At 69.0% G+C, this 25,313-nt stretch carries 28 protein-coding genes; 13 read left to right on the top strand and 15 right to left on the bottom strand.

Features of this window, described 5'->3' with window-relative positions; translation table 11 throughout:
* Nucleotides 1–26 precede the first annotated feature (26 nt).
* The 3 genes from AVL48_RS32005 (at nucleotide 27) to AVL48_RS32015 (ending at nucleotide 2,425) form a co-directional block, all read left to right on the top strand.
* Nucleotides 27–521: a nucleoside deaminase gene (locus AVL48_RS32005; protein ID WP_082857832.1), complete on the top strand. Its 495-nt coding sequence runs from the start codon at nucleotides 27–29 to the stop codon at nucleotides 519–521.
* Nucleotides 522–620: 99 nt separating this feature from the next.
* The gene (locus AVL48_RS32010; RefSeq protein ID WP_061984522.1) at nucleotides 621–2,063 is read left to right on the top strand and encodes an NCS2 family permease; all 1,443 of its coding nucleotides are present in this window, start codon (nucleotides 621–623) and stop codon (nucleotides 2,061–2,063) included.
* Nucleotides 2,054–2,425 carry an allophanate hydrolase-related protein gene (locus tag AVL48_RS32015; protein WP_061984520.1) on the top strand — a complete coding sequence of 124 codons (372 nt, stop codon included), beginning with the start codon at nucleotides 2,054–2,056 and terminating at the stop codon, nucleotides 2,423–2,425. Before AVL48_RS32010 ends, AVL48_RS32015 begins: the two co-directional genes overlap by 10 nt.
* 121 nt (nucleotides 2,426–2,546) lie before the next feature.
* Here AVL48_RS32015 and AVL48_RS32020 read toward each other — a convergent pair whose 3' ends face one another.
* Nucleotides 2,547–3,119, bottom strand: coding sequence for a TetR/AcrR family transcriptional regulator (locus AVL48_RS32020; RefSeq protein ID WP_061984518.1), 573 nt, complete (start codon nucleotides 3,117–3,119; stop codon nucleotides 2,547–2,549).
* A 145-nt stretch (nucleotides 3,120–3,264) separates the two neighbouring features.
* On the opposite strand from AVL48_RS32020, the gene AVL48_RS32025 reads away from it, so the two are divergent.
* Nucleotides 3,265–4,779, top strand: a complete 1,515-nt coding sequence (locus tag AVL48_RS32025; RefSeq protein ID WP_061984515.1) for an alpha/beta hydrolase — start codon at nucleotides 3,265–3,267, stop codon at nucleotides 4,777–4,779.
* On the opposite strand, the gene pucL is transcribed toward AVL48_RS32025, so the two are convergent.
* From pucL to AVL48_RS32045, 4 genes are read right to left on the bottom strand one after another with little or no spacing between them, the layout of a single operon-like run.
* Complete coding sequence (pucL, locus tag AVL48_RS32030) at nucleotides 4,776–5,654, bottom strand: factor-independent urate hydroxylase (RefSeq protein WP_061984513.1); 879 nt, start codon at nucleotides 5,652–5,654, stop codon at nucleotides 4,776–4,778. The genes AVL48_RS32025 and pucL overlap by 4 nt on opposite strands.
* Nucleotides 5,655–5,660: 6 nt before the next feature.
* Complete coding sequence (gene uraH, locus AVL48_RS32035) at nucleotides 5,661–5,978, bottom strand: hydroxyisourate hydrolase (RefSeq protein WP_061984512.1); 318 nt, start codon at nucleotides 5,976–5,978, stop codon at nucleotides 5,661–5,663.
* Nucleotides 5,975–6,466, bottom strand: coding sequence for a 2-oxo-4-hydroxy-4-carboxy-5-ureidoimidazoline decarboxylase (uraD, locus tag AVL48_RS32040; RefSeq protein WP_082857833.1), 492 nt, complete (start codon nucleotides 6,464–6,466; stop codon nucleotides 5,975–5,977). The genes uraH and uraD overlap by 4 nt, the downstream gene beginning before the upstream one ends.
* Nucleotides 6,467–6,524: 58 nt before the next feature.
* The gene (locus AVL48_RS32045; RefSeq protein WP_061984575.1) at nucleotides 6,525–7,019 is read right to left on the bottom strand and encodes a helix-turn-helix domain-containing protein; all 495 of its coding nucleotides are present in this window, start codon (nucleotides 7,017–7,019) and stop codon (nucleotides 6,525–6,527) included.
* A gap of 104 nt (nucleotides 7,020–7,123) precedes the next feature.
* On the opposite strand from AVL48_RS32045, the gene allB reads away from it, so the two are divergent.
* Together allB and alc are read left to right on the top strand one after the other, a co-directional pair.
* A complete protein-coding gene (allB, locus tag AVL48_RS32050; protein ID WP_061984573.1) occupies nucleotides 7,124–8,452 on the top strand; it encodes an allantoinase AllB in 1,329 nt (442 codons plus the stop codon).
* Between the two features lies 1 nt (nucleotide 8,453).
* Complete coding sequence (alc, locus tag AVL48_RS32055) at nucleotides 8,454–9,470, top strand: allantoicase (RefSeq protein WP_061984510.1); 1,017 nt, start codon at nucleotides 8,454–8,456, stop codon at nucleotides 9,468–9,470.
* Between the two features lie 68 nt (nucleotides 9,471–9,538).
* Here the strand turns inward: alc and AVL48_RS39730 are convergent, their stop codons facing one another.
* On the bottom strand, nucleotides 9,539–9,715 hold the full coding sequence (locus AVL48_RS39730; RefSeq protein ID WP_167386368.1) for a hypothetical protein: 177 nt from the start codon (nucleotides 9,713–9,715) through the stop codon (nucleotides 9,539–9,541).
* 150 nt (nucleotides 9,716–9,865) lie between these two features.
* Between AVL48_RS39730 and AVL48_RS32060 the strand changes: the two genes are divergently transcribed.
* Complete coding sequence (locus tag AVL48_RS32060; RefSeq protein WP_061984508.1) at nucleotides 9,866–10,273, top strand: hypothetical protein; 408 nt, start codon at nucleotides 9,866–9,868, stop codon at nucleotides 10,271–10,273.
* 3 nt (nucleotides 10,274–10,276) lie between these two features.
* On the opposite strand, the gene AVL48_RS32065 is transcribed toward AVL48_RS32060, so the two are convergent.
* From AVL48_RS32065 to AVL48_RS39300, 3 genes are all read right to left on the bottom strand, one after another.
* Complete coding sequence (locus AVL48_RS32065) at nucleotides 10,277–10,753, bottom strand: CoA-binding protein (protein ID WP_061984506.1); 477 nt, start codon at nucleotides 10,751–10,753, stop codon at nucleotides 10,277–10,279.
* Nucleotides 10,750–12,039, bottom strand: coding sequence for an O-acetylhomoserine aminocarboxypropyltransferase/cysteine synthase family protein (locus AVL48_RS32070; protein ID WP_061984505.1), 1,290 nt, complete (start codon nucleotides 12,037–12,039; stop codon nucleotides 10,750–10,752). Before AVL48_RS32070 ends, AVL48_RS32065 begins: the two co-directional genes overlap by 4 nt.
* Before the next feature lie 63 nt (nucleotides 12,040–12,102).
* A complete protein-coding gene (locus AVL48_RS39300; RefSeq protein WP_156515789.1) occupies nucleotides 12,103–12,252 on the bottom strand; it encodes a hypothetical protein in 150 nt (49 codons plus the stop codon).
* On the opposite strand from AVL48_RS39300, the gene AVL48_RS40350 reads away from it, so the two are divergent.
* The gene (locus AVL48_RS40350) at nucleotides 12,245–12,421 is read left to right on the top strand and encodes a helix-turn-helix domain-containing protein (RefSeq protein ID WP_244162537.1); all 177 of its coding nucleotides are present in this window, start codon (nucleotides 12,245–12,247) and stop codon (nucleotides 12,419–12,421) included. The genes AVL48_RS39300 and AVL48_RS40350 overlap by 8 nt on opposite strands.
* 156 nt (nucleotides 12,422–12,577) lie before the next feature.
* Here the strand turns inward: AVL48_RS40350 and AVL48_RS32075 are convergent, their stop codons facing one another.
* Nucleotides 12,578–13,192: a (2Fe-2S)-binding protein gene (locus AVL48_RS32075; RefSeq protein ID WP_061984503.1), complete on the bottom strand. Its 615-nt coding sequence runs from the start codon at nucleotides 13,190–13,192 to the stop codon at nucleotides 12,578–12,580.
* Complete coding sequence (locus AVL48_RS32080; protein WP_063054167.1) at nucleotides 13,192–14,052, bottom strand: putative RNA methyltransferase; 861 nt, start codon at nucleotides 14,050–14,052, stop codon at nucleotides 13,192–13,194. The genes AVL48_RS32075 and AVL48_RS32080 overlap by 1 nt, the downstream gene beginning before the upstream one ends.
* 175 nt (nucleotides 14,053–14,227) lie before the next feature.
* On the opposite strand from AVL48_RS32080, the gene AVL48_RS32085 reads away from it, so the two are divergent.
* The 5 genes from AVL48_RS32085 (at nucleotide 14,228) to ku (ending at nucleotide 19,875) form a co-directional block, all read left to right on the top strand.
* The gene (locus AVL48_RS32085) at nucleotides 14,228–15,622 is read left to right on the top strand and encodes an ammonium transporter (RefSeq protein WP_061984501.1); all 1,395 of its coding nucleotides are present in this window, start codon (nucleotides 14,228–14,230) and stop codon (nucleotides 15,620–15,622) included.
* The gene (locus tag AVL48_RS32090; RefSeq protein WP_061984499.1) at nucleotides 15,619–15,957 is read left to right on the top strand and encodes a P-II family nitrogen regulator; all 339 of its coding nucleotides are present in this window, start codon (nucleotides 15,619–15,621) and stop codon (nucleotides 15,955–15,957) included. Before AVL48_RS32085 ends, AVL48_RS32090 begins: the two co-directional genes overlap by 4 nt.
* Before the next feature lie 176 nt (nucleotides 15,958–16,133).
* Nucleotides 16,134–18,449 carry a [protein-PII] uridylyltransferase gene (locus AVL48_RS32095; RefSeq protein ID WP_061984497.1) on the top strand — a complete coding sequence of 772 codons (2,316 nt, stop codon included), beginning with the start codon at nucleotides 16,134–16,136 and terminating at the stop codon, nucleotides 18,447–18,449.
* Between the two features lie 110 nt (nucleotides 18,450–18,559).
* Nucleotides 18,560–18,952 (top strand): hypothetical protein, encoded by a 393-nt coding sequence (locus tag AVL48_RS32100; RefSeq protein WP_061984570.1) that lies wholly within the window; start codon nucleotides 18,560–18,562, stop codon nucleotides 18,950–18,952.
* A gap of 50 nt (nucleotides 18,953–19,002) precedes the next feature.
* Nucleotides 19,003–19,875 (top strand): non-homologous end joining protein Ku, encoded by an 873-nt coding sequence (gene ku / locus AVL48_RS32105; RefSeq protein ID WP_061984495.1) that lies wholly within the window; start codon nucleotides 19,003–19,005, stop codon nucleotides 19,873–19,875.
* A gap of 258 nt (nucleotides 19,876–20,133) precedes the next feature.
* On the opposite strand, the gene AVL48_RS32110 is transcribed toward ku, so the two are convergent.
* From AVL48_RS32110 to AVL48_RS32125, 4 genes are read right to left on the bottom strand one after another with little or no spacing between them, the layout of a single operon-like run.
* Complete coding sequence (locus AVL48_RS32110; protein ID WP_061984493.1) at nucleotides 20,134–21,138, bottom strand: NlpC/P60 family protein; 1,005 nt, start codon at nucleotides 21,136–21,138, stop codon at nucleotides 20,134–20,136.
* A gap of 8 nt (nucleotides 21,139–21,146) precedes the next feature.
* The gene (locus tag AVL48_RS32115; RefSeq protein WP_061984491.1) at nucleotides 21,147–21,629 is read right to left on the bottom strand and encodes a poly-gamma-glutamate biosynthesis protein PgsC/CapC; all 483 of its coding nucleotides are present in this window, start codon (nucleotides 21,627–21,629) and stop codon (nucleotides 21,147–21,149) included.
* Nucleotides 21,629–22,810, bottom strand: coding sequence for a poly-gamma-glutamate synthase PgsB (gene pgsB, locus AVL48_RS32120; protein WP_061984489.1), 1,182 nt, complete (start codon nucleotides 22,808–22,810; stop codon nucleotides 21,629–21,631). Before pgsB ends, AVL48_RS32115 begins: the two co-directional genes overlap by 1 nt.
* Nucleotides 22,807–25,206 carry a HAMP domain-containing protein gene (locus tag AVL48_RS32125; protein ID WP_061984487.1) on the bottom strand — a complete coding sequence of 800 codons (2,400 nt, stop codon included), beginning with the start codon at nucleotides 25,204–25,206 and terminating at the stop codon, nucleotides 22,807–22,809. The genes pgsB and AVL48_RS32125 overlap by 4 nt, the downstream gene beginning before the upstream one ends.
* Nucleotides 25,207–25,313: the final 107 nt, after the last annotated feature.

Genomic DNA, 25,313 nt, shown 5'->3' on the forward strand with positions numbered 1-25,313 from the left:
GTACTTTTCGAACTAGGAGTCCAGCTGTGGGTACCCGTCTGTCCATTTCGGAGTCCGACGAGCGGAAATGGCTCGCCGAGGCCGTCGACCTGGCCACCGCGAACGTCGAACGCGGCGGTGGTCCGTTCGGCGCGATGATCGTGCGGGACGGTTCGGTGCTGGCCACCGGGACCAACCAGGTGACGCCGAGCCTGGACCCGACCGCGCACGCCGAGGTGGTCGCGATCCGCGCCGCCTGCCAGGCGATCGGCGACTACAAACTCGACGGCTGTGTCCTCGTGACCTCCTGCGAGCCTTGCCCGCTGTGCCTTTCCGCCGCGCTCTGGGCGCGCGTCGGCAAGGTGATCTACGCCGCCGACCGGCACGACGCGGCCGAGGCGGGCTTCGACGACCGCGAGTTCTACGAGCTCTTTTCCCGCCCGCGTGAGACCTGGTCACTACCCGTCGGCCAACTGTCCCTTTCGGACTCTTTCGCGCCTTTCCAGGCCTGGCTGTCGAAACCCGACAAGAAGGCTTACTGATTAGGCGAATCGTAGTCGGCTGGTTCGGCTGCCCACACCTGCTCCGCCGACCGTTGGCTTACTGATTTTCTTCCCGCCCCACAACGTTGTGGAGTAGGCATGACCCAATTAGGTACAGAGCGTCCCCACCTGCCCTCGCCCGAGCCGAGGCGGCTGTCCGGGCTCGACCGCTGGTTCAAGATCTCCCACCGCGGCAGCACGATCGGCCGCGAAGTGCGCGGCGGGATCACCACCTTCGTCGCGATGTGTTACATCGTGCTGCTCAACCCGCTCATCCTCGGCGCGTCGGCCGACATCACCGGCGCGCGGCTGAGCACGGAGGCGATCACCACCGCGACCGCGCTGGCGGCGGGGGTGACCACCATCCTGATGGGACTCGTGGGCAACGCGCCGCTGGCGCTCGCGGCCGGTCTCGGCGTCAACGGCGTCGTCGCCTTCCAGATGGCACCCGCCATGACGTGGGCGCAGGCCTTCGGGCTCGTCGTCCTCGAAGGTGTTTGCATCGTGTTCATGGCCGTTTCCGGGATCCGGGAACGGATCATCAACGCGATCCCGATGCCGCTCAAGGTCGCCATCACCGTCGGCATCGGGCTCTACATCGCACTGGTCGGCCTGGTCAGCGCCGGGTTCGTGACGCGGACACCGGACGCCGCCCAGTCGACGGTGCCGGTGCGGATGGGGATCGGCGGACATCTGGAAGGGTGGCCGATCGCGATCTTCTGCCTCGGCCTGCTGCTGATGATCGTGCTCGTGAGCCGGGGGGTGCCGGGGGCGGTGCTGATCAGCATCGCGGTCGCGACCGGGCTCGCGGTGCTGGTCAACAGCGTGTTTCACGTCGGCGGCTGGGGTCTGGTCGAGCCGAAGGTCCCCGAGCACGTCGTGGCGAATCCCGATTTCAGCCTCCTGGGCGACATCGATCTCTTCGGCGGGTTCGGCTCGGCGGGCGCGGTGACCGCGGCGGTGTTCCTGTTCACCCTGGTGCTTTCCGGGTTCTTCGACGCGATGGGCACGATCACCAGCGTCTCGGAGGAGGCAGGCCTGACCAAGGACGGCAAGGTCGAAGGGATGGGCCGCATCCTGCTGGTCGACGGCGCGGGCGCGCTCGCGGGCGGTGTGACCGGGTCCGCCCCGAACACGGTCTTCCTGGAATCCGCCGCGGGAGTCGGCGAAGGTGCGCGGACCGGGCTGGCCAGTATCGTCACCGGCGGTCTGTTCACCGCGACCCTGTTCCTGACCCCGATCGCCGCGATCGTCCCGGCACAGGCGGCGGCGCCCGCGCTGGTCGTCATCGGCGGGATGATGATGGCGCAGTGCGCGCGGATTCCCTGGCGGGACCTGGATTTCGCGATTCCGGTGTTCCTGACCATCGCGCTGATCCCGTTCACCTACTCGATCACCAACGGTATCGGCGCCGGACTGGTCGCCTACGTGCTGATCAAGATCTGCACGGGCAAGTTCCGTGAGATCGGCTGGATCCTGGGGATCCTGGCCGCCGTGTTCGGCTTGTACTTCGGTATCGAAGGGATCATGTCGTGGTTCTGATGTTCCTCAACGGCGGCGGGATGCGCGGCGGTCCGCTGCACGGACAACTGCAAGGCGCGCCGTTGTGCTGCGTGGCGCGTTCGGCCCCGAAGTACCGGTATTTCTCGGTGGGGGACCGGTTCCCGGCGATGTACGAGGGCGGCACCGGATCCGTGGTCGGCGAGGTCTACGACCTGCCGCTCACGGTACTGCGGGATCACCTCGTCCCGGCCGAGCCGCCGGAACTGGAGCTGGGTGTCGTCGAACTGGAGGACGGCGCGGCCTGCCTCGCGACCGTTCTGCGCTCGTCCTTTGTGGACTCGCCTGAGCTGACCGACATCACCGAGGTCGGGGACTGGCGGGCGTATTCGGCCTCCCGCTAGCGGCGGGACGGCCAGCGTTCGGCGCCCGGGGCCGAAGTACATGATGGCCCCCTTCCTTGCGCTAGGCGCAAGGAAGGGGGCCATCATGTACTGGGAAGGGAGCCTTCGCGACCCCGAATACTCACGAGCCGAGCAAGGTCCGGGCCAGTGCGACCGACGAAGCCCCGGCGACCTCGAGCGCCTCCGTGTTCCGCAGTGACCGGCTCAGCACGAACGCCCCTTCGAGACTGTTCACCAACGCGATCGTGAGCTGCCGTGCGGCAGCGGGTGCGAGGCCGTACTTGCCCAGTTTCCCGGTACCCGCTTCGATCCACGCCGTGAAGACGTCGGCCGTCGCGACCCGCAGCTTTTCGTTGGTGCTGGCGACCTCGAGCGCGACGGTCGCGATCGGACAGGCATCGGCGTAGTCGGTCTCGCGGAGTGTTTCGGCGGCGCCGGCGAAGCACGCCTCGATCCCATGGATCAGGTCCGGCTCGTCGGCGAAGAAGATGTCGAACAGCGCGACGTACATCATCCCGGAGGTGCGGATGACCTCCTCGCCGAGTTGCTCCTTGCCGCCGGGGAAGAAGTGGTACAGCGAGCCGAAGGGCGCGTTCGCGGCCTCGACGATCTGCTTCACCCCGGTGCCGGTGTACCCGTTCCGCCGGAGCAGTTCGGCGCCGGCGTTGACGATACGTTCCCTGGTCCCTGTCACCCCCTCATGATAGAGCGTTCTATCAAGAGTCGAACGTCCCCTTATCCCTTGGTTCAGCATCCGGTGCGACCTGCGGTCGATGTCCGCCCGGTATGCCGCGTCCTAGCGTCGTGAGCCGTGGGAATCCAAGGAAAAGGGGAAAGAGATGAAGCGGCTCATGGCCGTCGGCATGCTCCCGGTGATCGTGGCCGGGCTGGTCGCCGGAGCCACCCCGGCTTCGGCGAGCATCCCGGCTCACTACGCCGATCAGAAGCTTGCCTGGCGTCCCTGCGCGGAAGAGGAGCTGATCTCGTTGCCGCCGGGCACCGACATCGGCGGCCTCGAATGCGCGACCTACCGCACACCTCGCGACTGGGACCGTCCGCACGAGCGGCAGGATCTGACGATCGCGATCAGCAGGCTGAAGTCGACCGAGCCGTCGACGGCCTCGTTGCTCACCAATCCCGGCGGGCCGGGTGGCGCCGGTCGTTGGCAGCCGACGATGTTCCGCGGGCAGGCGAAGCTGCGCGAACATCAGGACATCATCGGCATCGACGTCCGGGGGACGGGCAAGAGCACCAATGTCACCTGCCGGGGAGCCGTCGGCGCCATCCGGCAGCTGGACCCGCGCGATCGCGATCCGCGCAACCTGGCCCAGATCCTGGCGAACGCCGAGTACGTCGCCAAGAGCTGTCAGAACGCCAATGGCGAACTCGGTCCGCTGATCACCACGTATCAGACGATCAGGGACTTCGACCTGCTCCGGACGCTGCTCGGTCGGGATAAGATCAACTGGGTCGGCTACTCGGGCGGCACTTGGCTGGGGGCGCATTACGCGCAGCGGTTCCCCCAGCGGACGGGGCGGTTCGTGCTCGACTCCTCGACGGAGTTCACCACGGACTGGCAGAAGACGTTCGACCGGCAGCCGGTCGGCTTCGAACGACGCTGGCGGCAGGACTTCCTGCCTTGGATGGCGCGGTACGACGCCAAGTATCACTTCGGCACCAGTGGTGAAGAGGTCCGGCAGACCTACGAGCGAGTGCGTTATGCCTTGTCCCGCAACCCGATCGACGGGAAGGGGCAGATGGACCTCGATACCGCCATCATCTACCTGCTTTACAAGAAAGCCGTGTTCCCGGCACTCGCCGACTTGCTGGTCAAGATCCGGGCGGCGGTGGAGAACGGGGCGCCGGAACAGGCCATGGCCGACGCTCGCGCCGCGGCGAAGGACGCGGGTGACTTCTCCGACGCGCAGGACGCCACCTTCTGGAACACCGTCTGTGGTGAAGGGCGCTTCATCGGTACCCGCGAATCGCTGATCCGTGAATCACAGCGGAACCTCGACCGCGGCCTGCTCCTCGCGGGCGGTGGCACGTTGAACGCTTCGGTCTGCCTGTTCTGGGACAAGGAACCGCGCCCGCTGCCGAAGCTGGACGGCAAGGGGGTGCCGCCGGTGCTCATCGTCCATTCCGAGCACGACCCGGCCACGGCGATCGAGGGTGCCAGGCGGGCACACGCGAAGTTCGCGAACTCGCGGATGCTGACCGTGACCGGTGAAGGCGACCACGGGCTCTACGCGGACGGGAACCCCGCGGTGGACGAGATCGTGAACGCCTACCTGGTCGACGGGATCGTCCCCGCCGACCAGAGCGTCCCCGGAATGCCGCTGCCCGTGCCCTAGAAAGCGGCGAGGGTGTGCCAGGCCAGGCCCGGGTCTTCCGCGTCGTCGCGGAGGACCACACCCTCGATCAAGCCGTACGGACGGTCTGCGGCGTAGAAGACCTCGTTGTCGTTCTTCAGTCCGAACGGCGACAGGTCCACCAGGAAATGGTGCTTGTTCGGCAGGGACAGCCGGACTTCGGCGACCTCTTCGCGTTCCTTGAGCACAGCCTCTCCCATCGCGTACAGCGTCTGCTGCAGGGAGAGGCTGTGCTTGTCCGCGAAGGTCTCCAGCAGGATCCGCCGGACCTCGGCGTGGCTCGTGGCCCAGTCGATCCCGTCGCCCTGATAGCGCCAGCGCGCGGTCACCGCGGTCGCGAGGATCCGGTCGTTCGTCTCGGCCAGTGTCGTGTACTTGTCACGCGGGAAACCGTGGAACTCCGAGCCGGTCGACTTGAGCACCACGAGATCGTCCAATCCGGACACCACCCACGCCTGGCCGTCCTGAATGGTCACCGCGGTGGTGCGCTTTTCGCTACCGGCCTGGGAGAACGCGTGGTCATGGCCGGAGATGCGGTTCCAGCCGTGCTCGTCGATCAGGATCCGCGTGCCCGAGATGTGCTCGAACGAGTCGACGAAATGCCGTCCGAGACGCAGGGCGAACTCCTCGATCTCGCCGACCGGCGCCTCCTTTGCGAAGGCGTAGACGGTGTTCTTCTGGGTATCGGTCGCGACGACGTCGGCGTTGTCGCCGGTCAGATGGGTGGCCGCGAGGTCACCGCGCAGCGACGTCGACACGGTGAGGTCCTTGAGGTGGTGGACGCTGCCCTCGCGCCGGACGGTGACGAGCCGGACTTCGGCCTTGCCGTACTGGTTGGGGCCCAGGGTGATGGCCACGGGCGATCAGCTCCCTCGATAGGTGGAATACGCGAACGGGCTCAGCAGCAACGGCACGTGGTGGTGCTCGGTTCCGTCGGCGATGCGGAAGGTCAGGGTGATTTCGGGGAAGAACGCGTCCGGGCCGAGGTGGGCGCCGGTGTCGAAGACCAGCCGGTACACCCCGGGTTCCAGGGTGTCCGGGCCGAGGTCGCGGATCCGGCCGTCGGCGTCGGTCCGCCCGTCGGCGACAAGGTCACCCGCGCCGGTTTCGAGCCGGACCCCGACGCCCGCCGCCGGTCGTCCCGCGGCGGTGTCGAGGATGTGCGTGGTCACGAGACTCATGCCGTCACCGCCTTTTCCAGCCGCAGTGCGGCGATCTTGGCCAGCTCGCGGCCGGCGACTTCGAGTTCCTGGTCAGGGTCGTTCGACAGCCGCGACCGGAGGTTCTCCAGCAGTTCGGCGCCGCTCCGGCCGCTCGCGCACACCAGGAAGACATGCCCGAACGTCGCTTCGTACTCGGCGTTGGCCGCGGCGAACTCGCGCGCGGCGTCACCGTCCACACCGGACTGCTCCGACCGCGACCAGCCTGCCTCGGTGCTCTCGCCGCCCGCTTTCTCCCCGATCCGGGGATGGGCGGTCATCGCCTGCCGCACCTCTTCGGGACGCAAGGGGGTGAGTGCTTCGGACATGGCGAGCAGCGCGGCCAGGTCGGTGTAGGGGCGCCTGGCCAGCAGGGTTTCCACCCAACGCGGGACGTCGAGGCAGGCGGTCAGCACCGGCCGGACGTCCTGTGCGGGCGCCTGGTTGAACTCTCGGATGGTCAGCGGCACGGGAATGGACGGTACGGTGGCGCGTCCACCGTCGTCAACATTTTGTTGAAACGGCTCTTCAGTCTTGGTCGCGATTGAGGTAGTTGTAGACCGTGAACCTCGTGACCCCCAGCGCCTCGGCGACGGTCGACACCGATTTGCGGAGGCCGAACGCGCCGCGTTCCTTGAGTAGCCGTACCGCGCGTTGCTTGGCGGCGCGATCAAGGGTGTCGAGCTTGGCGCCGAGTTCGCGTTCGACGTCGCCGATGAGGCGGGCGAGGGCGTTGTGCAGTTCGAGGGCACTGTGCACTTCGACGGCGGGTTCGCCCGTGTCGTCGCCGATCTGGCGGAGCTGGAGGGTCACGCGGGTCGCGCCGCCGTCCAGTGCCGCCCTGGCGATGGCGGGCAGTGCGTCGAGCAGGGTGTCGGCGTCACCGCGGACGAGGGTGCCGAGTGGGCCGAAGTCGGTGGAGAGCCCCGCGTCTTCCGCCTTGTCGCGTGCTTTGACGGCATGTTCGGGTGGCGGGCCCTCGCCGTGGAACGGTTCGCTGGTGAACTCGGCTTCTAACTGCACCAAGCGAAGGTAGCGCCGCTCGCGCTCATTGACGAGCACAAGTGGCCGGAGTTAATGTCGGAGTGCGAAACCTCGATTCCACTGAGTGGAAATTGGGAGTGCAGATGGACTTGGTGATCAAGGCCGCCAGGGCGATTACCGCCGCCGGTGAAGTCGCCGCGACGGTCGGCGTCGAAGGCGGCCGCATCGTCGCCGTCGAGCCCGCCGGTGCCGCGTTCGACGGCGACCGCGTGCTCGAACTCGGTGAGGACGTCGTCCTGCTGCCGGGTCTCGTGGACACCCACGTCCACGTCAACGATCCCGGCCGTGCCGAATGGGAGGGCTTCGCTTCGGCGACCCGCGCGGCCGCGGCGGGCGGGGTCACCACGATCGTGGACATGCCGCTGAACAGCCTGCCGCCGACGGTCGACGTCGCGGCGCTGGAAGTGAAGCGCAAGGCCGCCGAAGGGCGCGTGCACGTCGACGTCGGATTCTGGGGCGGCGCGATCCCGGGAAATCTCGCGGAGTTGCGCGGGCTGCACGAGGCCGGGGTGTTCGGCTTCAAATCCTTCCTGCTGCATTCCGGCGTCGACGAGTTCCCGCCGCTGGACGCGCGCGGGCTCGAAGAGGCGATGACCGAACTGCGGACCTTCGACGGCATGATCATCGTGCACGCGGAGGACTCCGAGGCGATCGACCACGCGCCCGACCCGCACGGCGAGAAATACGACGACTTCCTGCGTTCGCGCCCGCGTGGCGCGGAGAACGTGGCCATCGCCCAAGTCATCGAGCTGGCCAGGAGAACCGGTGTACGCGCGCACATCCTGCATCTGTCCTCTTCGGACGCGCTGCCGATGGTCGAGAGCGCGCGCCGGGACGGCGTCCGGCTGACCGCCGAGACCTGTCCGCACTACCTGAGTTTCACCGCGGAGGAGATTGGCGACGGCGCCACCCAGTTCAAGTGTTGCCCGCCGATCCGCGAGGCCGGCAACCGCGAACTGCTGTGGCAGGGGCTGGCGGACGGCGTCATCGACTGTGTGGTGACCGACCATTCGCCGTGCACGCCGGAGCTGAAACGCTTCGACAGCGGCGATTTCGGACTCGCCTGGGGCGGGATCGCCGGCCTGCAACTCGGCCTGCCCGCGGTCTGGACACAGGCGCGGCAACGCGGCTTCGCGCTCGCCGACGTCGTCCGCTGGATGGCCGAACACCCGGCCGAGCAGGCGGGAATGCGCCGCAAGGGTCACCTCGCGCCCGGCTATGACGCCGACTTCAGCGTGTTCGCGCCCGACGAAGCGTTCGTCGTCGACGTCGCGAAGCTGAAACACCGCAATCCGGTCAGTGCCTATCACGGGCGTCCGCTCGCCGGCGTCGTGCGGAGTACGTGGTTGCGTGGTGAGGAGATCACCGGTGACGACCCGGCAGGCGTCCTGCTGACCCGGGGTGAATGCTGAGATGGAGGCGACCGTGAACGACCGTCCTGAGTGGACAGCCCGGCCCGATCTGGCCTCGCGCAGGTTCGGCGGGACCGTGATGTGGGCGACGGACGAGTTGTTCGCCGAGAAGGAGAACCTGGTCAACCCCTGGACGCCCGCGCACCGGGCGGAGACCTTCGGGCCCAAGGGGCAGGTCTACGACGGCTGGGAGACCCGGCGGCATCGTGAACCCGGCGACGACCAGGCCATCGTCCGGCTCGGGCTGGCGGGCGCGATCACCGGCGTCATCGTCGACACCGCCTTCTTCAAGGGGAACTACCCGCCGTTCGTCTCGGTCGAGGCGTGCGCTGCCGAGGGCTACCCCAGTGCCGCTGAACTGTCCGAAATGGACTGGGACGTCCTCGTGAAACGCGGCGCGGCCGCGGGGCACACGGAGAACTTCTTCGAGATCGGCGGGAGCAAGCGCTACACGCACGTCCGGCTGACCATGCATCCCGACGGCGGGGTGGCCCGGCTGCGGGTGCACGGCACGCCGATCCCGGATCCGCGCCTGCTCGACCTCGGCGCGCTCGACCTCGCGGCGCTGGAGAACGGCGCGGTGGTCACCGGGTGCAGCAACATGTTCTATTCCTCGCCCAACAACCTCTTCTCGCCGGGGCTGGCGGCGCATCAGGCCGAGGGCTGGGAGACGGCGCGGCGCCGGGACGACGGGAACGACTGGGTCACCGTCCGGCTCGCCGGCGCGGGGGTCGTCCGGTTCGCCGAGTTGGACAACAGCAATCTCAAGGGCAACGCGCCGGGCTGGGCGGCGTTGAGCGGACGGGACGGCGACGGCGAGTGGGTCGAGCTGCTGCCGAAGACGCGCCTGCAGCCGGACACCCGGCACCGGTTCGCGCTCGCCGAGGGACCGGAAGTGACCGAGGTGCGGCTCGACATCTATCCCGATGGCGGCATGGCGCGCCTGCGCCTCTTCGGCGCCCTGACCGATCGAGGCCGCGCCGACGTCGCTTCGTGCTTCGAGGCTTCGCGCTCCTGATGCATTTCGTCCTCTGAATGCGGTGGTTCGCGATGCCAACCACCGCGTTTAGAGGACGAAACGCTGGGTCAGGGGCGCGCGCCCGGCCGGTTCAGGTACACGGAGAAGGCCGACAGGACGATACCCACCGAGAAGATGGCGGTCAGCCACCACGCGCCGCCGATGGACAGGTTCCACACCAGGGCACCCGCCATGAGCAGTGCCATGACGATGTTCCTGAGCTGCAGCGGCGTCGGTTTGGCCATGGGGCCACCTTCTCACGCGGCCGGATTTTTTCGAGCGGCGGGCGACCCTCGCGGGTATGACATGCGTAAGCGGCATGTCAACTTCACCCACCCTCAGCGGAAGATCGAAGCGGAAGCCCGAACCCGAAGAATTCCGCGGCGAGGCCTCCTGTGTTCGCCGCGTGCCTGGCCGGGAGCGCCGTGCTCACCGCTCCCGCGCGAGCGACGTCGTCCGAATCCGCGGCGCGCTCGCAGGACAAACCGGTCGAGATGCTTTCGGAACGCACCGGGACCTCGTCCACCTTCGCCAATCCCGACGGCTCTCGCACCACCCAGGTGCACGGCGGTCCGGTCCACGTCCGCCGCGACGGCGACTGGGTCCCGGTCGACCTTCGGTACGCCGTCCAGAACGCGGGCAAGTTGCTGGACCAGGGCTGCACCGCGACCCAAGGGGCACCGCTGTTCATCTGGGACCGGATTCCCGGGCGCGGCTGCCAGAACTGGCGGATGCCGGTTTCCCCGGCGAACGGGGTCACGGTGCAGTGGCTGCCGTTCACGGTGAACACCGCGGCCGGGTAGGGACTAGGGGGCGGACTGACGTCGTGAGCTGATCACGCCGGTGTTGAAACCGGCGAGATGGAGCCCGCCGGCGAACCGGGCGTGCTCGATCTTGACGCAGCGGTTCATCACGACGTCCAATCCGGCTTCCTTGGCCTGGTCGGCGACCGCTTCGTGCCACAGGCCCAGCTGCAGCCAGAGCGTGCGCGCCCCGGCCTTGACGACCTCCTCGGCGACGCCGGGGAGGTCGTCGTGCTTGCGGAACACACTGACCAGGTCGACCTCGCCGGGCACGTCGGCCAACGACGGGTACACCGGCTGACCGAGGAGTTCGTCCAGCCGCGGGTTCACGAAGTCGACCTGGTACTTGCTGGACGAGAGCAGGTAGGTCGCGACGAAGAAGCTCGGCCGCGCCGGATTGTTCGAGGCGCCGACGATGGTCACCGATTTCGTCCGCGAAAGGATGCGGCGGCGCTCGACCGCGCCGACGTCGTGGCTCATCCGGCCACCGCCTTGCCGAGTGCCTGATCGAGGTCCCACAGGATGTCGTCGACGTCCTCCAGCCCGATCGACAGGCGGATCAGGTCCGGGCCGGCACCCGCCGCGCGCAACTGGTCCTCCGAAAGCTGCTGATGGGTGGTGGACGCCGGATGGATGACCAGTGTCCGCGCGTCCCCGACGTTCGCCAGATGCGACAGCAGTTCCACGGAGTTCACGAACGTCTCGCCCGCCTCGCGACCGCCGTCGACACCGAACGAGAACACCGCGCCCGGCCCGGCGGGGAGGTACTTCTTCGCCCGCTCGTGATGCGGATGACCGGGCAGTCCCGCGTAGTTGACCCAGGCCACCCTCGGATCCGCCGCGAGGTACTCGGCGACGGCCCGCGCGTTGGCGACGTGGGCGTCCATCCGCTGAGGCAAGGTCTCCACCCCTTGCAGCAGCAGGAAGGCCGAATGCGGGGAGAGGACGGCGCCGATATCGCGCAGCTGCTCGGCACGGAGCCGGGTGCAGAAGGCGTACTCGCCGAAGTTCTCCCAGTATTTCAGGCCGCCGTAGCTCTCGACGGTCTCGGTCATCCGCGGGAACTTCCCGTTGCCCCAGTCGAACTTCCCGGATTCGACGACGACCCCGCCCAGCGTGGTCCCGTGTCCGCCGAGGAACTTCGTCGCCGAATGCAGCACGATGTCCGCGCCGTGTTCGATCGGGCGGCACAGGTACGGCGTCGCGAGGGTGGCGTCGACGACCAGCGGGATGTCGTGTGAGTGCGCGAGTTCCGCCAGCGCGGCGATGTCGGCGATCGAGCCGCCCGGATTGCCGATGACCTCGGTGAAGATCAGTTTCGTCCGGTCGGTGACCGCGGCCGCGTAGTCCTCGATGCGGTCTCCGCTGACGAAGGTGGTCTCGATGCCGAAGCGGCGCAGTGTCCCGGTGAGCTGGGTGACCGTCCCGCCGTAGAGCCCGCCGGCGGAGACGATGTGGTCGCCCGCCTCGGCGAGCGCGGAGAAGGTCAAGAACTCGGCCGCCTGACCGCTGCCGGTGGCGACGCCGCCGATCGCGCTTTCGAGGCTGGCCAAGCGTTCCTCGAAGGCCGCGACCGTCGGATTGCCGATCCGGCTGTAGATGTTCCCGTACTTCTGCAGGGCGAACAGGTTCGCCGCGTCCGCCGCGTCCTCGAACACGAAGCTCGTGGTCTGGTAGATGGGCACGGCGCGGGCGCCGGTCGCCGGATCGGGCGTCCCGCCCGCGTGCAGGGCGCGGGTGCGGAAGCCCCAGGTACGTTCACTCATCGCCCCCGACGCTACCTCGCGTCCCACCCGGTGACCATCGTTCCCAACACGTGACCTGGCCCGCTACTCGCGGTCCAGGGTGATCACGCTGCCCGGGCGGTGCCCGTTCCGGTTCGGATCGCTGCCCAGCTCGTTGGCGAGCTTCCCGGCGACCCGACCGCGCAAGGCCGCGACCCGGTCGAAGAGTTCCCGGTATTCCTTTTCCGTGCCCATCGGCTTCCTCCCGTGCGGGTGCGGCTACTGCCCGGTCCGCTTGCGCGTGGTCCGGGGTTTCGGCGGTTCCTCCGCCTCGGTTTCCGCGCATATGCGGCGGATCTTCACCAAACTGGGGGTCGGTTCCCGCGCGGCGATGGTGGCCGCGTTGACCAACGAGAACCCGTGACACTTCACCGTCCCGAATCGCGTTTAGTGGCGATTCGGGCTCTAGCGGGCCCTCGGGGCAGGTGTGGTGATCACAAAGGCCGCGAAGGCCTCCTTCCCTACCTTCGCGGTAGGGAAGGAGGCCTTCACGGCATGGCCGCTCACGAAAGGCGGCCGGTCAGCCGAGCGCCGCGCGAAGGCGCCGCTCCCGCTCCTCCGGAGTCTGCCGGGGGCAGCTGGTGCACTTCGGGTTCCCCGCCTCGTAGATCAGGCAGCAGGAAGCACGGCGCACCACGGTGTTCCGCCCGACCCGGGAGAACCGCGGCTCCGGCATCCCGAGGCCGATCGCGGCCACGAGCGGCGCCGCCAACGCCACCGCGCGTTCGGTGTCGCCGGTCCACAGCAGGCGGTTGCCGATCGAATCCGTCGCGATCGCGCCCAGCGCGCGCGGATTCGCGCCCGTGACCGCCGAGATGGTGTCGATCGCCGTACCCAGCGCCCCGGCGAACGCCTCCCCGAGTTCGGCCAGCCCGCCGGAGAGGACCCGTGACGAACGGGCGCCGGTGAAGCGGCCGTCCGGGACGAGATCGATGGTCACGGCGTCGAGCGAAGGATCCAGCGGCTCACCGCGCACGAGAGACTCGACGGAAGGAGCGACGAGTACCGAAGACAACGAGTACCACCAGATCGTGCCCAGGACCTCCGGCCGGGAGCAGCCGTAGAGCTTCGCGGCGCCGCCGACGCGGGCGCTGACCCATGCGGCGTCGGCGAGCAGGGTCGCGGGTGCCTCCATCAGGGCACCGGCCGGTACAGCGTGACACTGAACGAGGTGGTGACGTCCACCGGTTCGGTGATCGCGTCGAGCCGTTCGCGGCGACCGTCGCGGTGGAGATGGTGCGCGCTCGGTCCCATCTCGACGACTTGGCGGAGCTGGGCGGGCGACAGCGTCACCCGCTGGGTGACTTCGCGGCGGTCCACCCTGCCGAAGCGGTCACCGAGGGCTTCTTCCAGCCGCGCGTCCTTTCCGTCGTCGACGGAGATCACCAGGTCGCCCAGCTCCTGGAGATGACCGGGATTCGGCGTCGCGACGACCAACACCCCGTCCGCGGTCAGGACGCGATGGAACTGCTCCGCGTTGCGGGGGGCGAAGACGTTGAGGATCAGTGACGCGCTCGAGTCGGCCACCGGCCAGGGCTCCCACAGATTCCACACGGCCGCGCCCGCGCGCGCGTGCGCGCGGGCGGCCCGGCGCAGCGCGACGGCGGAGACGTCCAGCGCCAGTCCGTACGCGGCGGGGACGGCGTCGAGTACGTGCGCGAGGTAGTAACCCGTTCCCGCGCCGGCGTCGATGATCAGCCCGCTCTCGATGTGCTCTGAGGCGACCTTCGCGAGGGCCTCGGCGAGAGGGAGATAAGCGCCGGAGGCGAGGAGGTCGACGCGGGCCGCGACCATCGTGGCCGTGTCCGCCGTCCCTGCCGGGATGCGCGCGTGGAGAAGATTGACGTAACCCTGCTTCGCTACGTCGAACGAGTGGCCGCGCCCACAGCGCACCGTGCGGTCGGTCACCCCGACTGGGTCACCGCAGACCGAGCACAGCAGCGACCGGACGATCTCCGGGGGCAGTGGGTCATCGCCGAGGTCGCGGGGGCTCATGGGGATATTCGACCACGACGTTTCGCAACCGGACAGAACGCACCGGGTTTCCGGAAACCTGGACGTAACAACGCCGCGCCGACAGTTCACGCGGGTGAAACACCAATCGCCACCCGAGGAAACACCGCGGACCAAAAATTCCTGCGCAGTACACCCCAGGCACGGGAGGAAGATTGTGCTGAACGCAGGAGACACGGCATGGGTATTGATCAGCGCCGCGCTGGTCATGCTCATGACCCCAGGACTCGCGTTCTTCTATGGCGGCATGGTCCGCGCGAAGAGCGTCCTGAACATGTTGATGATGAACTTCATCGCGCTGGCCGTCGTCGGTGTCCTCTGGACGCTGTACGGCTTCACGATGGCGTTCGGCAACGACGTGGGCGGAGGTCTGCTCGGTAACTTCGATTTCGCCGGGCTGTCGACCATCTCCGGCAAGCTCGCCGGGTTCGCCACGGCCGCGACCGGCACCACGCCCGAAGTGGCCTGGCCCGGCGCCGACGCGCTGCCGTTGTTCGCCTTCGTGATGTTCCAGCTGATGTTCGCGATCATCACGCCCGCGCTGATCTCCGGTGCCATCGCCGACCGCGCCAAGTTCTGGGGCTGGACGCTGTTCGTCGCGGTGTGGGTCACCGTCGTGTACTTCCCGGTCGCGCACTGGGTGTTCTCGTTCAACGGCTTCATCAGCGCCGACTCGGTCGGCGGCTGGATCGCCAACCAGCTCAAGGCGCTCGACTTCGCGGGCGGTACCGCGGTCCACATCAACGCCGGTGCGGCGGGTCTGGCGCTCGCGCTCGTCCTCGGCAAGCGCCGGGGCTGGCCGAAGAACACCGGCCGCCCGCACAACGTGCCGTTCGTGCTGCTGGGTGCCGCTCTGCTGTGGTTCGGCTGGTACGGCTTCAACGCCGGTTCGGCGCTGGCCGCCAACGACCTCGCCGCCGTCGCGTTCACCAACACCACCGTCGCCACGGCGGCCGCGGTGCTCGGCTGGCTGGTCGTCGAGCAGATCAAGATCGGCAAGCCGACCACTCTCGGGGCCGCTTCCGGTGCCGTCGCGGGTCTCGTCGCGATCACCCCGGCCGCCGGGTTCGTCAGCCCGCTGGGTGCCATCGCGATCGGCCTCGTCGCCGGTGCGCTGTGCGCACTGGCGATCAGCCTCAAGTTCCGCTTCGGTTTCGACGACTCCCTCGACGTCGTCGGCGTCCACCTCGTCGGTGGTCTCGTCGGTACGCTGCTCATCGGCTTCTTCGGTACCACCAGCGTCAACTCGCTCGGCGTCGACGGCCTCTTCTACGGCGGCGGGCTCGGCCAGCTGGGCAAGCAGGCCGCGGCGGCGGCAGCCGTCCTCGTGTACTCGTTCGTGCTCACCTTCATCATCGGCTGGGTGATCAAGAAGCTCGGCGGATTCCGCGTCAGCGCGGAGGACGAGGTCAGTGGTATCGATGAGGCCCAGCACGCGGAGAGCGCGTACGACTTCACCGGTTCGGGCGGCGGCCTCGGCCAGCCGAGCTCCATCCCGGTCAAGTCGTCCACCGGCAACGCGGCCACGAAACTCGAGGAGAGCAAGGCATGAAGCTGATCACCGCGATCGTCAAGCCGTTCACGCTCGACGACGTCCGTTCCGCACTGGAGCAGCTGGGTGTGCTCGGCATGACGGTCAGCGAGGTCCAGGGCTACGGCAGGCAAAAGGGCCACACCGAGGTTTACCGGGGTGCGGAGTACTCCGTCGACTTCGTGGCGAAGCTTCGGTTGGAGGTCGTCACCGACGATTCCAACGTGGAAAAGGTCCTCGACGCGATCACCACCGCCGCCCACACCGGCAAGATCGGCGACGGCAAGATCTGGGTGACGCCGGTCGAGACGGTCATCCGGGTACGGACGGGTGAACGCGGCTCGGACGCCCTTTGACGCTCGGCGTGTGCCGGTGTCTTGGAATTGACCGGAACGGCGCTTCGCCCGAAGGGCTCGCTAACGCGGAGGCGGGCCGCCGTACAGCTGAAGGTGAGGGTTACATGCCAACGAGGGATCCGGCTACGCGTTCGCGATCGCGCCACCCGATGAGCGCGGCCCTATAGGCGTCAGGGATGGCCGACGGGGGTGAACTGGTCAAGGCCACCGAGCGATTGCTCGAGGGCAGGCACGGGAGACTGGGGGCTGCCGCGTTGCGGGCGGCGTGCGTCGATCTTTACGAATTCTGGTTGGGCAAGGGCGCCGCGGCGGCCGGCGTCGACACCGCTGATCCCGGTGTCGCGCTGGCCGCCGTCGGCGGTCTCGGGCGCAGTGAGCTGGTGCCCTTCTCCGACCTCGACCTGCTGTTGCTGCACAACGGCAACTCCCGGGTCGGCAAGATCGCCGACGCGATCTGGTACCCGTTGTGGGACGCCAAGATCGGCCTCGATCACTCGGTCCGTACGCCGGGTGAGGCGCTGAAGGTGGCGTCCGAGGATCTGCGGACCGCGATGGGGTTGCTCGACATCCGGCATATCGCGGGGGACGCCGAGATCACCGCGAGGCTTGCGGCCGCGGCTCGGGATCAGTGGCGGCGGACGGCGCGGAAACGGGTGGGCGAGCTGTCGGACGCGGTGCGGCAGCGCTGGGCCCGCAGTGGCGAGATCGCGCAGTCCGCCGAGCCCGATCTCAAACACGGTCGAGGCGGGCTCCGTGACTTCGCCGTCCTGGAGGCGATGGCCGCGGCGCAACTGACCGCGCGGCCTGGCGAGGAACTGCTCGCGGCCAAGGGGCTGCTGCTCGACGTCCGGACGGAATTGCGCCGGGAACTGCGCCGGGAGCGGGACATCCTCAGCGCGCCGGAAGCCGAGACGGTGGCTGGCGAACTCGGGTTCGGTGACCGGTTCACCTTGGCGCGCAAGCTTTCCGGCGTCGGGCGGACGATCGCCTACGCGGTCGACGTGGCGCTTCGGTCCACTGTGGAACCGCCCAAGGCGCGGTTCGGACGGCGACCGTCGCGGACACCGCTCGACGAAGGCGTGGTCCTGCACGGAAACGAGGTCGCGCTGGCGCGGGACGCGGTGCCCGCCAAGGATCCGGCGCTGTTGCTGCGGGTCGCCGCGGCGTCGGCCCGGATCCGCAAGCCCATCTCGCTCGGAACCCTGCGTGCGCTCGCGGAGACGGCGCCGGAACTGCGCGCGCCGTGGCCGGCCGACGCCCTCAAGGCGCTGGTGGAGATGCTCGGCGCGGGTGAAGGCCTGATCGACGCCGTCGAGGCGCTCGACCGGACAGGACTGTGGGCGCGGCTGTTCCCCGAATGGGGTTCGGTGCGGGATCTCCCGCCGCGGTCACCGGTGCACGCGTGGACCGTCGACCGGCATCTCGTGCGGGCCGCGGTGGAAGCGTCGAAACTGACGACCACCGTTTCGCGGCCGGACCTGTTGCTGATCGGCGCGCTGCTGCACGACATCGGCAAGGGTCGCGACGCGGACCACTCCGAACTCGGCGCGAAGATCAGTGCTCAGGTGGCGGCCCGGCTCGGTCTCCCGGAACCGGATGCCGCCCTGGTTTCGGGGATGGTGCGGCATCACCTGCTGTTGCCGCACACCGCGACGCGGCGGGACATCAGTGACCCGGCCACGATCCAGCGGGTGACGAAGACGCTCGACGAGAACCTCGTCCTGCTGGAACTTCTGCACGCGCTGACGACGGCCGATTCGCTGGCCACCGGTCCGGGGGTGTGGACCGACTGGAAGGCCCGGCTGCTCGCCGAACTCGTGTCCGGTTGCGAGGAGGCGTTGCACGGCAAGGGTTTCGTGCCACCGGAGCCGATGGGAGCCGAACAGCGGGAACTCGTCGCCGAGGCCGTCGCTTCCGGCCGCGGCGAAGTGCGGATCACGGCGGCGGGCAAGGTCGTGACCGTGGTGCTCGCGGTCCCGGCCCCTGCGGAACTGCTGGCCCCCGCCGCCGGAGTCCTCGCGCTGAACTCGCTGGAGGTGCACGCGGCGGTGCTGCGCGGGCACGACGGGGGACGGGCGGGCGTGTTCACGGCGTCGCCGAAGTTCGGCTCGCTGCCCGACGTCACGTTGCTGCGTGAGCAGTTCGCGCGGGCGGTGGCCGGGACGCTGCCGCTCACCCAGCGGCTCGCGGCGAAGGAACGGGACTACGGCGGTGCCGAGACGCCGTCGGCCGGGGCGAAGGTGATCTGGTTCGACGACGAGACCAGCGGGCAGGACACGGTCGTGGTCGAACTGCGGGCCGCGAACCGGATCGGGCTGCTGTACCGGGTCGCGGGCGCGCTGCGGCGGTGTGAGGCCGAGGTGCGCTGGGCGAAGGTGGCCACGCTCGGTGGCGCCGTCGTCGACTCGTTCGCCGTCGCGCCGCGGACCGGCCGGGTCGACCAGGCCTGGCGGTCGAAGATCGAGGCGGCGCTGCTGTCGGCCGCTTCCTGATCGTTTTGGGGGCGACGAGCCCGCTCCGGGGTGTCGCGCGGGTGGCGGACGGTAGCGGTGGCAGGATGTTCGCGGTCGGGACCCGAAGGATCCGGAGGGGCGGTGAGCGCGTGCTGGGGCACGAGCAGAACGCACCCCGACCGCAGCGGCTCACGCTGCCGCCGACGGTCGTCGCCTCCCATCTCCGCGGCTGCGCGGACGACCTCGCCGCTTCCCTGACCGCGTCGGGCACCGCCGCGACCGTGCCCGAACTGCTCCAGGTGGTCGAGCACCTCGTCGCCGGGCAACAGGCCTTGGCCACCGCGCTCGAAGGCATGGCCGTCCGGGTCGAAGGGGGCGGTGCGGGCGCGCTGGCTGCCGCTCCCCAAGTGGACGTCGAGGTCGTCGCGGAAGTACTCCGAGCGGCCGCCACCGCTGTCGGCTGTTCGGCCGACGCGCTCGCCGAAGCACGTCCGTCATTCGAATGTGTGAGCGAATCAGTAGCCCCTGACACCCGTTTGTAGCTGTCCCGGCGCTTCGCGGCCTGGATACGCTGACCAGGCGGAGGTGGGCCATGCGGGCGGTGTGGAAAGGCACGATCGGCTTCGGAACGTACGCCATTCCGGTGAAGGCGTACAGCGCGACCGAGGAGCACAACATCCCCCTCCACCAGGTGCACGAGCCGGACGGCGGCCGCGTGCGGGTGAAGTGGGTCTGCGAGGTCGACGGCGCCGAGGTCCCGCCGACGGAAATCGTCAAAGGCCACCCCGTCCCCGGTGGTGACGTGGTTTTGCTGACCGGCGGCGACTTCGCGTCGCTGATCGCCCCGACCACCCAGTCGATGGACGTCGTCGGTTTCACCCCGGCCGAGCAGGTCGACCCGACGTACTTCGCGCGCAGCTACTACCTCGAACCGGAGCCGGCGGGCACCAAGCCGTACGTGCTGCTGAGCGAGGCGCTGCAGCAGTCCGGCCGGATCGCGATCGTGAAGGTGACCCTGCGGCAGCGCGAGACGCTGGGCGCGCTGCGCGTACGGGACCAGGTGATCGTGCTCGAGACGATGCTGTGGCCGGACGAGATCCGCCGCCCGGACTTCCCGTTCCTGCACGAAGACGTCGACCTGCGGCGCGGGGAGCTGCGGAACGCGGTCTCGCTCATCGAGGACCTCACGCAGGACTTCGAGCCCGGCAGGTACACCGACCGCTACCGGGAAGCGCTGGAAGCGCTCATCCAAGCCAAACTCGACGGCGACGACGTCCTCCAACCGACCGCCGCCGAGCAGGCGGAAGGCGTGACGCGGCTACTGGCGGCCCTGCAGCGAAGCGCGGTCGAAGCCGACAGTGATCCGGTCGGGAAAGCCAAGGAAGCGTCGGGCAAGGCGCGTGAGGCGCGTACGCGCGCGAAGAAGGCTTCGGCCAAGATCAAATCCCGCGCCAAGACCAGTTGAGTAGTTCTACCCAGGGATAGTTGGGGGTCTTCACGCTGCCGTGACCCCACGGTGACCGGGCAAGGTTATGCCATCGCGCGGCGAGCGCGCGGGGATGCGAATCGCCTGGTACTGGGGGTCCGGCGAGCCGATTTCCCGCGAACTTCGCCAAGTGTGCTTACGGTCGGCTCGCGGGGAGGCGAGCCTTCCGTAGGGGCTCCGACACCGGCTTGCGAGGGGCGGCCGGTCTCGGAGCCCTTCTTCGGCCGGACGCCCGCTTCAGAGTCGCTTGGCGGCGCGGAACGCCTTGGCGTAGGTGCCTTCGCCGTCGATCAGCGACACACCGCCGGCGTCACCGAACGTCGGCCCATTGGCGACCTTGCGGCTGGACAGCACCCGACGCCTCCCGTCGCCGTCGATGCCGAGGTAGATCCCGGTGTGCGAGACCTGCGGCCCGAGGTGCGGCTCCAGATTGAAGAAGAGGATGTCGCCGGGCTGCAGGGCCGAGTAGTCCGTGGCCTGTTTCTTGGTATCGGCGATCACTTGTGTCCCGGGACCGAGTTCGGACATCGCCCAGGCGCGTCGCGGGAGGCCCGGCCCCTTCGTGTTGCCGCCGAGCATCGGATAGCCCGCGCGGTAGCCGTAGACCATCCGCACGAAACCGGAGCAGTCGAGCGAACCGAACCGCGCCGGTTCCGCTTTCTCGTGCTTGTCCGGGAAATCCCAGTCGACGCCGAGGTAGTCGTAGAAGTCCGACTTCTCGAGCCGTCCTTCGGCGCTGTCGGGACCGAAGCTGGCGTCGCCACCTATCCGGAGCTTCTTGGCCGTCTGAGGCGCGGCACCGTCGGTGTACTGCAGCGCGATGGCGAGGAGGTCCGGGGAGGTGTCACCGACGGCCTTGGGCAGCCAATCGCGGAACCATGGTTCCTTCTCCGCGCCTTCCTTCCAGGGCTGCGGCGCGAAGCGCACCCACGCCGACGAGGTGATCGTGACCGTGGTGAACTTCGGTTCGGTGAAGGTCCGGCTCCGGCCGGTCAGCATGACCGTGCGCGAGCCGTCGGTGAACGACGCCAGCTGCGTACCGGCGGAATCGCGGACGATCGTCCGGCCGGGGGCTTCGAGCCGCTCGTACGAATACTCGCCGGTCGCCGCGACACCCGGCGTCACCAACGACGCCGACATGGCGGTGATGGCTTGCTTTTCCTGCGTCGCGACGTAGACCGCGGCGGTTCCGGACACACCGATCACCGCGGCCAGTACCCCGATCCGGATCGCCCTGCGCATCGCCGACCTCACACCTCGGGGACCAGCCCGACCAGCACTCCGCTGATCAGGATCGCGTAACAGCCGAGGCTCACCCCGCCGGTGGCGAGGACGGTCGCCGCCGGTGGCTGCCGGACCAGCTGGTAGGCCACCAGGCCGGGCACCACGAAACCCAGGGTCTGGTGCACGAACAACAGCGGGAAGTCGGCCTGGAGGAAGAGCAGCAAGGTCGTCTGCAGCACTACCCCGAGCAGCACGACCGCGGCGAACAACCGCTTACCGTACAGGATCACCAGGCGCTGCAACACTTTCGTGCCCGCGTAGGTCAGCGCGGTCATCAGCACGATGATCGCCGCCCGCCGGAAGTCCTCGACGATGGTCAAGGCGATCCAGCCGGGGGTGATCATGCCGCCGGGTGAGAGGTTCGTGGTCAGGTAGCAGACCAGTGACAGCAGCAGCCCGATGGCGAGACCGATGGTGGCGACCTCGGGGGAGAGGGACGTGGTGAGCATCAGGAGGCGACCGCTTCCAGTTTGGCGAGTTCGTCGATGAGGAGTTCGCCCTGTCCGTGGATGTTGCCGATGGCGACCAGCGACGCCTGCCGGTCGATACCGCCGACGATCTTGCGCAGCAGCTCCTCCGGCGGTCGCGAGCCACCGAGGTCGAGGACGCGGTCCTGCCATTCGCTCGGGATCGCGTTCCGCGCACTGCGCGTCGGGTCGCCGATCAGCACCACCCGGTCCGGGGCGATCCGCGGGATCAGCGCGCCCATCTGGCCGTTGCGCTCGACCCGGTCGGGGCGGCAGTTGATGATCACGTGGAGCGGATCGGCGATCGCGCCCTGCGCGCGGAGCTGGTCGATGTTCATCAGTGTCGATTCGGGGTCGTTCGCGGCGAAGACGTTCGCGAAGCGGAGCTTTCGGCGCCCCGCGCGGTAGTGGTGGACCTGGAGGACGCCGGGGTCGGGTGGGGCGGCCCACATGCCTTCGAGCGCCAGCCGCCGGTTGACCTTGAGGAGGTCGGCGACGGCCAGCGCGATGGCGACGTTCTCCTTGAACGTGATCCAGCTGAACCCGCGCATCTCCTCGTCGGTGACCGTTTCGGGGTCGACGGCGATCAGACGGCAGTTCCGCTTGTCCGCCTCCTCCTGGAGGATCGCGAGCCGGTCCTTCTCCGCGGTGAGGCAGATCCCGCCGATCGGCATCGAGCGGCTCAGCGAGCGCGCGACGTCGTCCAGCGTCGGGCCCATCTCGGCGAGGTGGTCCTCGCGGACGTTGCAGAGCACGCCGATGGTGGACCGGATCAGCTTGCTCTGGTTGATCTCCTGGAGGTCCGGCATGACGGCCATGCACTCGATCACCAGCGCGTCCGGCCGGTACGCGGCGGCGCGGCGCACGATGCCGATCTGCTCGACGACGTTGGCGATGCCGAACTTGCGGTAGACCGGCTCTTCGCTGCCGTCGGGGTGGATGAACCGGGCCGCGGTGCCGGTGGTCTTCGCGGTCGTCACCAGCCCCCCGCCGCGGAGCGCGCCCGCGCAGAGACGGGTGATCGACGATTTGCCGCGAATGCCGTTGACCAGCACCCGCGTCGGGATGCTGTGCAGGTTCCGGTAATGGTTGCGCTGCTCGGCGATCCCGGCGGCCAGCATCGCCGCCGACGCGGTGAGCAGTACGAAGTAAAGAAACGTCACTTCGGGCTCCGGCCCCGTTCGGCCAGGTGTGGTTGCCGGCTTTCGCCCGGCCCTCGCTGGCGTCGTGGCGCCCGCGGCTGTTCCGGCCGGGGTTCGTCGCGGGCGGCCCGGGGGAGGTCGCGGTGCGGCCGCGCCGGGCGACGGGGCGCGACACGCGGTTCTGGTCGCCGTTCGGCCTTGGGCGCGTCCTTCACCCGCTGGAGCAGCGCGGTCTCGTCGGTCGCCGCGCCCGCCGGACGCCGGACCTCGCCGAGACGCGCCTTGCCTTCGGTCAACGCCTGGCGGCAGATCTCGACGCAGGAGGCGATGCTGCCGATCTCGTCCTGGCGCTGCGGGTAGACCACGGCACCCATCCCGATGCCCTTGGCGATCGGCACGGCGGATTCCGCGACGCGCCGCAGCGGCCGGATGACGACGAGCAGATGCCAGGCGAACAACATCAGCGCGACGACGGCGGTCAGGAGCGCGGCCACGCGGGCACCCGCCCGCACCGTGTTGTCCGCGACGCCGAGCGAGCCGATCGGCTGCTCGGCGACGACGACCCACTTCAGCTCGGCCACACTGCCCTCGCCGGCGAGGCGCTCCGCCGCGACCAGGGTCGTCGACGTGGTTTCACGGGCGTCCTCACCGGTCTGCGCGGTGGTGAAGTTCTTGACCAAGACGGGGTCGGTGAGCTGGGAGAAGGCGAAGTAGCCCTCGGTGTCGGCGATGGTGCGCTTGCCTTCGTCGACCACGCGGACCCGGCCGCCCGCCGAGCCGAGCATCGAAGCCATCCGCGGCACGTCGTATTCGCCGACCAGGACCTGTGCCGAATCCGGCAGATGCGTGAAGGCGTAGACCACGGGCACCCGGCCACTGGTGTTGTGCTGGCGCAGGCCCGCGCCGTCGGGCAGCTTGCCCGGATCGCGCAGTGCCTCACGCCCGGCCGACTGGAGCACCCCGCCGTCGGCGTCGGTCAGGTAGACGCTGCGGAACCGGCTCTCGTTCATGGCGAGCTGCTCGAGCATGCCGCGCAGCTGATCCGGTTGCTTGCCCGCGCTGAGCCTCGCGACGGCCCGAAGGTCACCGAGGCCCTGCGAGAGGCTTCGGCGCAGCGTGTCGGCCGAGTGCGTGACGCGGCCGCCGTACTCGCTCAGCACGGTGGGCGAGACGGCGGCGTTCTGGCGACCGAGGGTCGCGGCGACGGTGACCGACCAGCCGAGCAGCGCCAGGGAAACGAGCGCGACGACGGCCTGTGCGGAGATGAACGGCTTGACCTTGGCGCCGACCTTGCGCCGCCTCAGCTTCGACCGGCAGCGCTCGACGGCACGGGTCAGCCGGTTCACCTCGTGGACGCGGGATTGGCGCACCGGCCGGTCGAGCACCCCCGCCGCGACGGCGAGCGCGTCGGCGCGCAGGCGCAGGATCGGCGCGACGACCGTACGCCGCAGCAGCACGAAACCGCCGACGGCGAGGACCAGCAGCGCGGCGGCCGGGATCAGGCCCGGCCAGCGCGCGGGGACCGGTTCGACCGGGAAGCGGCTGATGGTGACGGCGGTCAGCCCGAGACTGCCCGCGGTGCCGTCCGAGGTCACCGGGGCGAAGGACACGACCGGCGCGATCCGCTTGTCCGGTTTGGTGGGTTCGGCCATCGCTTCACCGGTGAACGCGCCCGATTCCCCGGCGGCCCCGGCGGCGGTGGCGCGGGTGAGGAGCTCCTGTGCCGTCTTGTCGTTCTCGGGTATTTCGGCGCCGTACGAGTAGAGCAGCGCGCCGTCCGGGGTGACCAGCCGGAGCTGTTGTTTCGCGTCCTTGTCGAGCTCCGGCTGCACACCGCGCAGCGCGGTCGAGACGACGAGGAGCTTGCCCGCTCGGGCACCGGTGAGCGGGAGCGCCGTGAGGACGAGCGGCGAGTCGCCGGGCCGGGCGATCGGGCGGACCGTGAGTGTGGAGACGGCGACGTCGCGAAGGCTTTCGACGGCCACCGGTTCGCCGTGCGTGGCCAGGACCTTCCGGGCGGCGGGGTCGAAGACGACGATGCCGCGCCAATCCGGATACGTCTCGCCGAGGCGGTTGAGGACGGCTTCGTCGTCGGTGTTGTCGAACAGCCCGGAGCCGGTGCTGACCTGCAGATCGCTGGCGGCGGTGGTGGCGGAGGTGGCCAGCGCCTGCGCGAGGGCGACGGTCGCGCGCCGCTGGCCCTCGGTGACCTCGTGCGGGACGAGGTCACCGGATTTCCCGCCGATAGCCGAAAGCGGACCGGAGGTGGACAGATAAAGGGCGGTGAAGGCGGTGATCAGCAACAGCAGGACGAAACCCGTGGCGGACGCCACTCCCACGCCACGCGGAAAGCCCGCCTCGGGGATCTGATCGCGAAGCCGCGCCACCGGGTCGAGCTGGTCCTTTTGCCGATTCACCTGGCCCCCAGGCCTTTCAGTTCGAAGATCGGGGGTGATCGCGGCCCTGATCGGCCACTAGCGCAACCCGCACCCAATCGGGTTACACGCGGATATCAAATTTGCCC

The organism is Amycolatopsis regifaucium, from assembly GCF_001613935.1.
GTDB lineage: Bacteria > Actinomycetota > Actinomycetes > Mycobacteriales > Pseudonocardiaceae > Amycolatopsis > Amycolatopsis regifaucium.

Excerpts from the sequence above, each read along its gene's own strand:
- AVL48_RS32010 (WP_061984522.1), top strand. The coding sequence starts at position 621 with ATGACCCAATTAGGTACAGAGCGTCCCCACCTGCCCTCGCCCGAGCCG.
- AVL48_RS32025 (WP_061984515.1), top strand. The coding sequence starts at position 3,265 with ATGAAGCGGCTCATGGCCGTCGGCATGCTCCCGGTGATCGTGGCCGGG.
- uraH (WP_061984512.1), bottom strand. The coding sequence starts at position 5,978 with ATGAGTCTCGTGACCACGCACATCCTCGACACCGCCGCGGGACGACCG.
- allB (WP_061984573.1), top strand. The coding sequence starts at position 7,124 with ATGGACTTGGTGATCAAGGCCGCCAGGGCGATTACCGCCGCCGGTGAA.
- alc (WP_061984510.1), top strand. The coding sequence starts at position 8,454 with ATGGAGGCGACCGTGAACGACCGTCCTGAGTGGACAGCCCGGCCCGAT.
- AVL48_RS39730 (WP_167386368.1), bottom strand. The coding sequence starts at position 9,715 with ATGGCCAAACCGACGCCGCTGCAGCTCAGGAACATCGTCATGGCACTG.
- AVL48_RS32065 (WP_061984506.1), bottom strand. The coding sequence starts at position 10,753 with ATGAGCCACGACGTCGGCGCGGTCGAGCGCCGCCGCATCCTTTCGCGG.
- AVL48_RS32070 (WP_061984505.1), bottom strand. The coding sequence starts at position 12,039 with ATGAGTGAACGTACCTGGGGCTTCCGCACCCGCGCCCTGCACGCGGGC.
- AVL48_RS39300 (WP_156515789.1), bottom strand. The coding sequence starts at position 12,252 with ATGGGCACGGAAAAGGAATACCGGGAACTCTTCGACCGGGTCGCGGCC.
- AVL48_RS32075 (WP_061984503.1), bottom strand. The coding sequence starts at position 13,192 with ATGGAGGCACCCGCGACCCTGCTCGCCGACGCCGCATGGGTCAGCGCC.
- AVL48_RS32080 (WP_063054167.1), bottom strand. The coding sequence starts at position 14,052 with ATGAGCCCCCGCGACCTCGGCGATGACCCACTGCCCCCGGAGATCGTC.
- AVL48_RS32090 (WP_061984499.1), top strand. The coding sequence starts at position 15,619 with ATGAAGCTGATCACCGCGATCGTCAAGCCGTTCACGCTCGACGACGTC.
- AVL48_RS32095 (WP_061984497.1), top strand. The coding sequence starts at position 16,134 with ATGGCCGACGGGGGTGAACTGGTCAAGGCCACCGAGCGATTGCTCGAG.
- ku (WP_061984495.1), top strand. The coding sequence starts at position 19,003 with ATGCGGGCGGTGTGGAAAGGCACGATCGGCTTCGGAACGTACGCCATT.
- AVL48_RS32110 (WP_061984493.1), bottom strand. The coding sequence starts at position 21,138 with ATGCGCAGGGCGATCCGGATCGGGGTACTGGCCGCGGTGATCGGTGTG.
- AVL48_RS32115 (WP_061984491.1), bottom strand. The coding sequence starts at position 21,629 with ATGCTCACCACGTCCCTCTCCCCCGAGGTCGCCACCATCGGTCTCGCC.